8 protein-coding genes are annotated in these 7,189 nt (G+C 70.7%); 1 reads left to right on the forward strand and 7 read right to left on the reverse strand.

From position 1 onward, the window contains the following. From B7767_RS18705 to B7767_RS18735, 7 genes are all read right to left on the reverse strand, one after another. On the reverse strand, positions 1 to 364 hold a 364-nt coding region (locus B7767_RS18705; protein ID WP_143652543.1), incomplete at its 3' end, for a TerD family protein. Between the two features lie 160 nt (positions 365 to 524). Continuing rightward, positions 525 to 1,514: a zinc-dependent alcohol dehydrogenase family protein gene (locus B7767_RS18710; protein ID WP_085573184.1), complete on the reverse strand. Its 990-nt coding sequence runs from the start codon at positions 1,512 to 1,514 to the stop codon at positions 525 to 527. Further along, positions 1,511 to 2,362, reverse strand: a complete 852-nt coding sequence (locus B7767_RS18715; protein ID WP_085573185.1) for a carbohydrate ABC transporter permease — start codon at positions 2,360 to 2,362, stop codon at positions 1,511 to 1,513. The genes B7767_RS18710 and B7767_RS18715 overlap by 4 nt, the downstream gene beginning before the upstream one ends. Then, complete coding sequence (locus tag B7767_RS18720) at positions 2,359 to 3,300, reverse strand: carbohydrate ABC transporter permease (protein ID WP_085573186.1); 942 nt, start codon at positions 3,298 to 3,300, stop codon at positions 2,359 to 2,361. Before B7767_RS18720 ends, B7767_RS18715 begins: the two co-directional genes overlap by 4 nt. Then, the gene (locus tag B7767_RS18725; RefSeq protein ID WP_085573187.1) at positions 3,297 to 4,670 is read right to left on the reverse strand and encodes a sugar ABC transporter substrate-binding protein; all 1,374 of its coding nucleotides are present in this window, start codon (positions 4,668 to 4,670) and stop codon (positions 3,297 to 3,299) included. Before B7767_RS18725 ends, B7767_RS18720 begins: the two co-directional genes overlap by 4 nt. 103 nt (positions 4,671 to 4,773) lie before the next feature. Then, a complete protein-coding gene (locus tag B7767_RS18730; RefSeq protein WP_085573188.1) occupies positions 4,774 to 5,544 on the reverse strand; it encodes a DeoR/GlpR family DNA-binding transcription regulator in 771 nt (256 codons plus the stop codon). A gap of 277 nt (positions 5,545 to 5,821) precedes the next feature. Next, complete coding sequence (locus tag B7767_RS18735) at positions 5,822 to 6,631, reverse strand: NAD(P)-dependent oxidoreductase (protein WP_085573189.1); 810 nt, start codon at positions 6,629 to 6,631, stop codon at positions 5,822 to 5,824. 238 nt (positions 6,632 to 6,869) lie between these two features. Between B7767_RS18735 and B7767_RS18740 the strand changes: the two genes are divergently transcribed. Then, positions 6,870 to 7,189 (forward strand): dihydrodipicolinate synthase family protein (locus B7767_RS18740; protein WP_179167192.1); only part of this gene is annotated, 320 nt, incomplete at its 3' end.

The raw sequence follows: 7,189 nt of genomic DNA on the forward strand, positions 1-7,189 counted from the left end.
CACCGAGGGCCGGGGGTGTGAAGGTGGCCAGGACCGCGTTGTCGTCCGCGTTGCGGAGGGTGGCGGTGGGCTCGATGCCCTGGAAGGTCTGGCCGGCGGCGTCGGGGCTGGCGGTGACGACGATCTTCTCGATGCCGGGGGGCACGGCCGTGGTGTCGACCGTGATGGCGTCGGGGGCGGTGCCGCCGCCGGAGCGGTAGGTCACGCCCGGGCCGGTGGGCTGGTTGTAGAAGATGAAGTCGTCGTCGGAGCGCACCTTGCCGTCGGCGGTGAGCAGGAGGCCCGATACGTCGAGGCGCACGGGCGCGGAGACGTCCACCGTCACTCGGGCGGTGGGGAGAGGGATGTTCGAGCCGGGGGTCATTGCGGTCATGCCGGGTGAACGAGCGGGGGCGTTTTACCGTTCCCTTACCTGTCGCCCGATCGGGCCAGGGGATTTCCTCGCCCCCGCCACCCCTTCCCGTCCCGAGCCTGGGGCTTCGCCCCCGGGACGGGACGGGTAAGGGCGGCGGGGGCGACAACCCCTACGGCACCACCACGATCTTCCTGCCGATGCCGGACGCGAACTGCTCCAGCGCCTGCGGGTACCGCTCCAGGGGCAGACGGTCGCTGATGAAGACGTCCGGGTCCAGGACACCCCCGGCGAACAGCTCCGCCGCCCGCTCGTAGCTGTGCAGCACGGCCATGGACCCCGTGATCGTGATCTCCTGGTTGTAGATCCGGTACGGATCGATCGTCACCCGCGTCGCATAGTCCGCCACCCCGAACTGGAGGAACGTCCCCGCCTTCGCCACCCGTCCCAGCCCGTCCTGGATCGCCGCCGCGTTCCCCGTCGCGTCGATGACGAGGTCCCACCCCTGGGGCCGGTCCAGCTCGTCCGGTGACGCCGCCGACGCGGAGACACCCAACGCCCGCGCCGTCTCCAGCCGCGCCGGATTCAGATCCACCACGTCCACACTCGCCGCACCGGTCCGCTTCGCCAGTTCCAGCATCATCAGGCCCATGGTCCCCGACCCGTAGATCAGGACGTGGGCGCCGAGCCGCGACTGGAGCACGTCGTAGCCGCGCACCGCGCACGACAGCGGCTCGATCAGTGCCGCGTCCTGGGTCCGCACGTGCTCCGGCAGCTTCACGCAGTTCGCCACCGGGGCCACCGCGTACTGGGCCGCGCCGCCCGCCGTGGTGACGCCGATCGCGGCCCAGCGTTCGCAGAGGTTGTTGTGGCCGGTACGGCAGTAGCGGCACTCGTGGCAGTACAGGGAGGGGTCCACCGCGACGCGGTCGCCGAGCGACACCTCCGTGACCCGGGCGCCGACGCCGACCACCTCGCCGGCGAACTCGTGCCCCGGCACGATCGGCAGCTTCGGCGCGAACTCGCCCTGGAGGATGTGCAGGTCCGTGCCGCACAGCCCGCACGCGGCGACCTCGACGACGACGTCGCGCGGCCCTGGCGTCGGGTCCGGGACCTCGGCGACGACGGCCTTGCCGACGGACTCGATGACGGCGGCCTTCATTTCACGGCTCCCAACGACAGGCCCTGGACGAGTTTGTCCTGGGCGGCGAACCCCGCGGCGAGCACCGGCAGGGAGATGACGAGCGACGCGGCGCACACCTTGGCCAGGAACAGGCCCTGGCTGGTGATGAAGCCGGTCAGGAAGACGGGGGCGGTCTCGGCGACCACGCCCGTCAGGACCCGGGCGAAGAGCAGTTCGTTCCAGCTGAAGATGAAGCAGATGAGGGAGGTCGCGGCGATGCCGGGGAGGGCGATCGGGGCGACCACCCGGGCCAGGATCGTGGGCAGCTTCGCGCCGTCCACCCGGGCCGCCTCGATGATCGCGACCGGGACCTCGGCCAGGAAGGACTGCATCATCCACACCGCGATCGGCAGGTTCATGGAGGTGTAGAGGATGACCAGCAGCCAGATGTTGTCGAGCATCCCGGCGTTCTTGGCGAACAGGTAGATCGGCAGCAGGCCGGCCACCACGGGCAGCATCTTGGTGGAGAGGAAGAAGAACAGGACGTCCGTCCACTTCCGCACCGGGCGGATGGAGAGGGCGTACGCGGCGGGCAGCGCCAGGACCAGGACGAACAGGGTCGACACGATCGACGCCACCGCCGAGTTGACCAGCGCCGGCCAGGGGCTGGCGCCGCCGCCCGCGCCGAAGAACTCGCGGTAGCCGTCGAGGGTGAGGGCGGCGGTGAAGGACGGCGGGTTGGTGGCCGCGTCCGTCTCGGAGTGGAAGGACGTCAGCGCCATCCAGGCGATGGGCAGGAAGAACACGATGCCGGCCAGCCAGGCGACCAGGCCGAGACCCGCTCCGCCGCGGAACCGGCCGCGGGTGCGTACGGCGATGCTGCTCATGCGCGGGACACCTCCTCGCGGAACAGGGACGACACCACGCGCAGGGCGAAGGTCGCGATGATGATGGAGCCGATGACGACCAGGACGCCGGCGGCCGAGGCGAGGCCGTTCTCGTGGGCCTGGTAGAAGGTCTGGTAGACGGTGTAGGGGAGGTTGGCGGTGCCGAGGCCGCCGGACGTGATGGTGAAGACCGCGTCGAAGTTCTGCACGATGTAGATCGAGCCGAGCAGGGCGCCCAGTTCGAGGTAGCGGCGCAGGTGGGGCAGGGTGAGGTGGACGAAGATCTGCCAGTCGCTCGCGCCGTCGACGCGGGCGGCCTCGATCTGCTGCTGGTCCCGGCTCTGCAGTCCGGCGAGCAGGATCAGCATCATGAACGGGGTCCACTGCCACACCAGTGAGGCCTCGACGGCGAGCAGCGGGGTGTTCGAGATCCAGTCGGGCTGGGGGCCGCCGACGTAGTGCAGCAGGCCGTTGAGGAGGCCGTACTCGGGGTTGTAGAGGACGTGTTTCCACAGCAGGGCCGCCGCCACCGGGACCACCAGGAACGGGGCGATGAGCAGGGTGCGCACGATGCCCCGGCCGCGGAACCTCCGGTCCAGGAGGAGGGCGAGGAGCAGTCCGAGGACCAGGCTGGCCAGGACGACCGCCACGGTCAGCAGGATCGTCGTCCAGACGGACTTGCGCAGGGCGGCGTCGGTGAGGACCTCCTGGTAGTTCTCGAAGCCGGCGAAGCTGCGGGCGTCGGGGTAGAGGGAGTTCCAGTCGAAGAAGGAGATCACCAGGGTCGCCACGAAGGGCAGCTGGGTGACCACGACCATGAAGATCAGGGCGGGCAGCAGCGGGGCGCGGGTGGCCCACGCGCGGAGCCGGGCGGAGGGCCGGCGAGGGGCGGGGCGTGTCTGCGGTGCGGCCACGGGGGCCGTCGTCGTGGCGGTCATCGTCCCTCGTACTCCTCGGAGATCTCTTCTGCGAGCTGCTGGGACTTCCTCAGGGCCGATTCGACGGACTGGCGTCCGGCGATGGCCGCGCTGATCTCCTGGGAGACCTTGGTGCCGAGATCGGTGAACTCGGGGATGCCGACGAACTGGATGCCGGGCGCCGGGCGGGGCTGGACGCCGGGGTCGTCGGGCCGGGCCTGCGCGATGGCCTCCTTGGTCATCTCCTGGAAGGCGGCGGCCTCCGCGCGGTAGTCGGGGTTGTCGTAGGTGGAGGCGCGCTTGCCGGCCGGGATGTTGGACCAGCCGATCTCGTCGCCGACGAGCTGCTCGTACTCCTTGCTGGAGGCCCAGGAGACGAACTTCCAGGCGTTGTCGGGGTTGCGGGAGGCGTCCTGGATGCCCCAGGCCCAGGTGTAGAGCCAGCCGGAGGACTCGGTCTTCTCGACGGGGGCGGGGGCGTAGCCGACCTTGCCCTTGACGGGGGAGTCGGCTGCCTCCAGGGAGCCGGCCGCGGAGGTGGCGTCGTACCACATGGCGACCTTGCCCTGGGTCATGTTGTTGAGGCACTCGGCGAAGCCGGCCTGCGGGGCGCCGGACTCGCCGTGCTCGCGGACCAGGTCGACGTAGAACTTCGTCGCCTCGTGCCACTCGGGGGAGTCGAGCCCGGCGTTCCAGTCCTCGTCGAACCAGGTGCCGCCGAAGGTGTTCACCACGGTGGTCAGCGGGGCCATGACCTCGCCCCAGCCGGGCAGTCCGCGCAGGCAGATGCCCTTCATGCCCGGTTCGGCCCCGTCGAGTTCGGCGGCGAGGCCGGCGACCTGCTGCCAGGTGGGGGCGGCGGGCATCTCCAGGCCCTCCCTGTCGAAGATGTCCTTGCGGTACATCAGGAAGGAGGACTCGCCGTAGAAGGGCTGGCCGTAGAGCTTGCCGTCGTCGCCGGTGAGGGACTGGCGCATCGGTTCGAGGACGTCCTGCTGGTCGTAGTCCGGGTCCTCGGTGACGTAGGAGTCCATCTCCTTCAGCCAGCCGTTGCGGGCGTAGATGGGGATCTCGTAGTTGGACAGGGTGGCCACGTCGTACTGGCCGGCCTGGTTGGCGAAGTCCTGGCTGATCTTGTCGCGGACGTCGTTCTCCGGCAGCACGGTGAAGTTGACCTTGATGCCGGTGTCCTCGGTGAAGTGGTCCGCGGTCAGCTTCTGCAACTCGACCATCTGCGGGTTGTTGACCATCAGGACGTTGATGGAGTCACCGCCGGATCCGGCCCCGCCCGCTCCGACCCAGCAGCCGGAGAGCAGCGGGGCGAGCAGCGTCCCTGCGGCGACCGCGGCGAGTAGGGCTCGCGGCGGCCTCCGTCGGCTCTGGGTTTGCATGGATCACTCCTCGACAAAGCGGGTCGTATGGGGATACAGCGGGCGTCGCCCGGCAGGGCTCGGCCCGAGGGGGACGTGCGACGGTGTGCTGGTCCGGTCTTCTTCAGACCCGGATGACCTGCGGCCCCAGCAGGGAGTAGCGATGGGCCTCGGCCGCCGGGAGCAGGGTGCTCGTGACGATCGCCTCCAGCGCGCCGACCTCGGCGAACCGGCAGAAGCTGACCGCCCCGAACTTGGTGTGGACGCCCGCGAACACCACCCGGCGGGAGGCCCGCACCGCCTGTGCCTTGACCTCGCTGACCGCCGGGTCGGGCGTGGTCAGTCCGTGTTCGCGGGAGATCCCGTTGGCGCCGATGAACGCCAGGTCGATGACGAAACCGGAGAGCATCCTCGTCGTCCAGTGGTCGACGGTGGCGAGGGTGCCGGGGCGGACCCGGCCGCCGAGCAGCAGGACGGACGCGGTGCCGGTCTCCGCGAGCGCGCCCGCGACCGGCAGGGAGGCGGTGACCACGGTGAGGGGCCGGTCGGTGGGCAGGGCCTCGGCGATGAGCCGCGGGGTGAAGCCCTCGTCGACGAAGACCGTCTCGGCGTCCCCGATCAGCTCGGCCGCGGCGGCCGCGACCCGGCGCTTCTCGGGGACGTGGCTGGTGGCGCGGAAGGCGAGGGTCGTCTCGAAGCCGGCACTCTCCACGGGATAGGCGCCGCCGTGGGTGCGGCGCACCAGACCGTGGTCCTCCAGGGCGCGCAGATCCCGCCGTACGGTCTCCTTGGCCACGCCCAGTTCGGCGGCGAGCGCGCTGACGTCGACCGCGCCGGTGGTGCGCGCCACCCGTACGATCTCCCGTTGGCGCTCTTCGGCCGTCCTGTGGCTCATGGCCGGACACCCGCTTCCTGATCTCGCTGCCCGTTCGGGCCCGGTGGGACCCATGCAGGAAGTTGTACAGCGGGCTTTCGTTGCTGACCAGGCCTGTTGCGGGCCCGTTCCTGCCCGGTTGTGCCCGTTCGGCTCGCGCCGTGCTCGGCTCGGACCTGGGCGGGCGCGGGGGGACGGGTGGGAGCGGGCAGCGCGGATGCCCGTATGCGACGGCGGGCGGGCCCGTTCGGTGCCCGCCCGCCGTGGGACGCGTCGGTTTCCGGCCCGAGGGCCGTCGTCAGTACGGCCAGACGGGCGGGTCGGTGACGAAGTGGCCGCCCAGGCGGGCGTGGGCCGGGTTCTCCGGGTCCAGTTCGCCCTGTTCGGCGATCAGCTTCTCGGCGTACGGCTCGGAGTCGTCCTGGGGGTCGTAGCCGAGCGCCCGCGCGGAGGTGAGGTCCCACCACAGGCGGGTGTTGGCGGAGGAGCCGTGGACGACGGTGTGGCCGACGTCCTCGGCGGTCAGGGCCGCGTGGAAGAGGCGGGCGCCGTCGGCGGGGCTCATCCACACCGAGAGCATGCGCACGCTGGTCGGCTCGGGGAAGCAGGAGCCGATGCGCACGGAGACGGTCTCGATGCCGTGCTTGTCCCAGTAGAGCTGGGCGAGGTCCTCGCCGAAGCACTTGGACAGGCCGTAGAAGGTGTCCGGGCGGCGCGGGGTGTCGACGGGGATGAGGGGGTCGTCGCCCCGCGGGCGCGGGGTGTAGCCGACGGCGTGGTTGGAGGAGGCGAAGACGACGCGCCCGACGCCCTCCTCGCGGGCGGCCTCGTACAGGTTGTACGTGCCCTCGATGTTGGCCTTCAGGATCTTCTCGAACGAGGCTTCCAGGGAGATGCCGGCCAGGTGGACGATCGCGTCGACGCCGCGGACCGCCTCGCGCACGGCGTCCTTGTCGGCGAGGTCCGCGACGATCGCGTCCGGTTCGCCGTCGATCGGGCGCAGGTCGAGCAGGCGCAGGTCGTAGCCGTGGTCCGGGAGCAGGCCCCGCATCAGCGTGCCGAGGCCACCGGCGGCGCCGGTGAGCAGAACGGTGCGGGGAGCGGGCATCCTCGGGTCTCCTTGCATCGCCGGCCGTGTCGCCCGTACCCATGAGTCCATACATATGGGCGCACGGCATTCATATTCGTGGACACGCTAAGGAGGCGGGACGTGGTGCGTCAAGTATTCCGCGACTTCCTGTGGAACGGAAGAATCCGCTGGTGCGTGGTGGGGTGCGGTGCTTGACCGGGGTCCCCGGGGCGTCTTAGCGTGAACATGTTCAGGAATATGGACGTGAATCAGGAATATGGACCAGGGAGAGCTTGTGACGTCAGCCCCTCTCGCCGCCCGACTCGGTGTTCCCAGCGGGCCGCTGTTCTTCCCGGTCACCGCCTACGGACCCGACGGCTCCGTGGATCTCGACACCTACCGCCTCCACGTGCGGCGCGGGGTGGAGGCCGGGGCCGCCGCGGTGTTCGCCTGCTGCGGCACCGGTGAGTTCCACGCGCTGACGCCGGAGGAGTTCGAACTGTGCGTGACGGCCGCCGTGGAGGCCGCCGGGGGGCGCGTCCCGGTCGTCGCGGGCGCCGGCTACGGCACCGCGCTCGCGGTCCGCTACGCCCGCCT

Source organism: Streptomyces sp. 13-12-16, assembly GCF_002114215.1.
Taxonomy (GTDB): Bacteria; Actinomycetota; Actinomycetes; order Streptomycetales; family Streptomycetaceae; genus Streptomyces.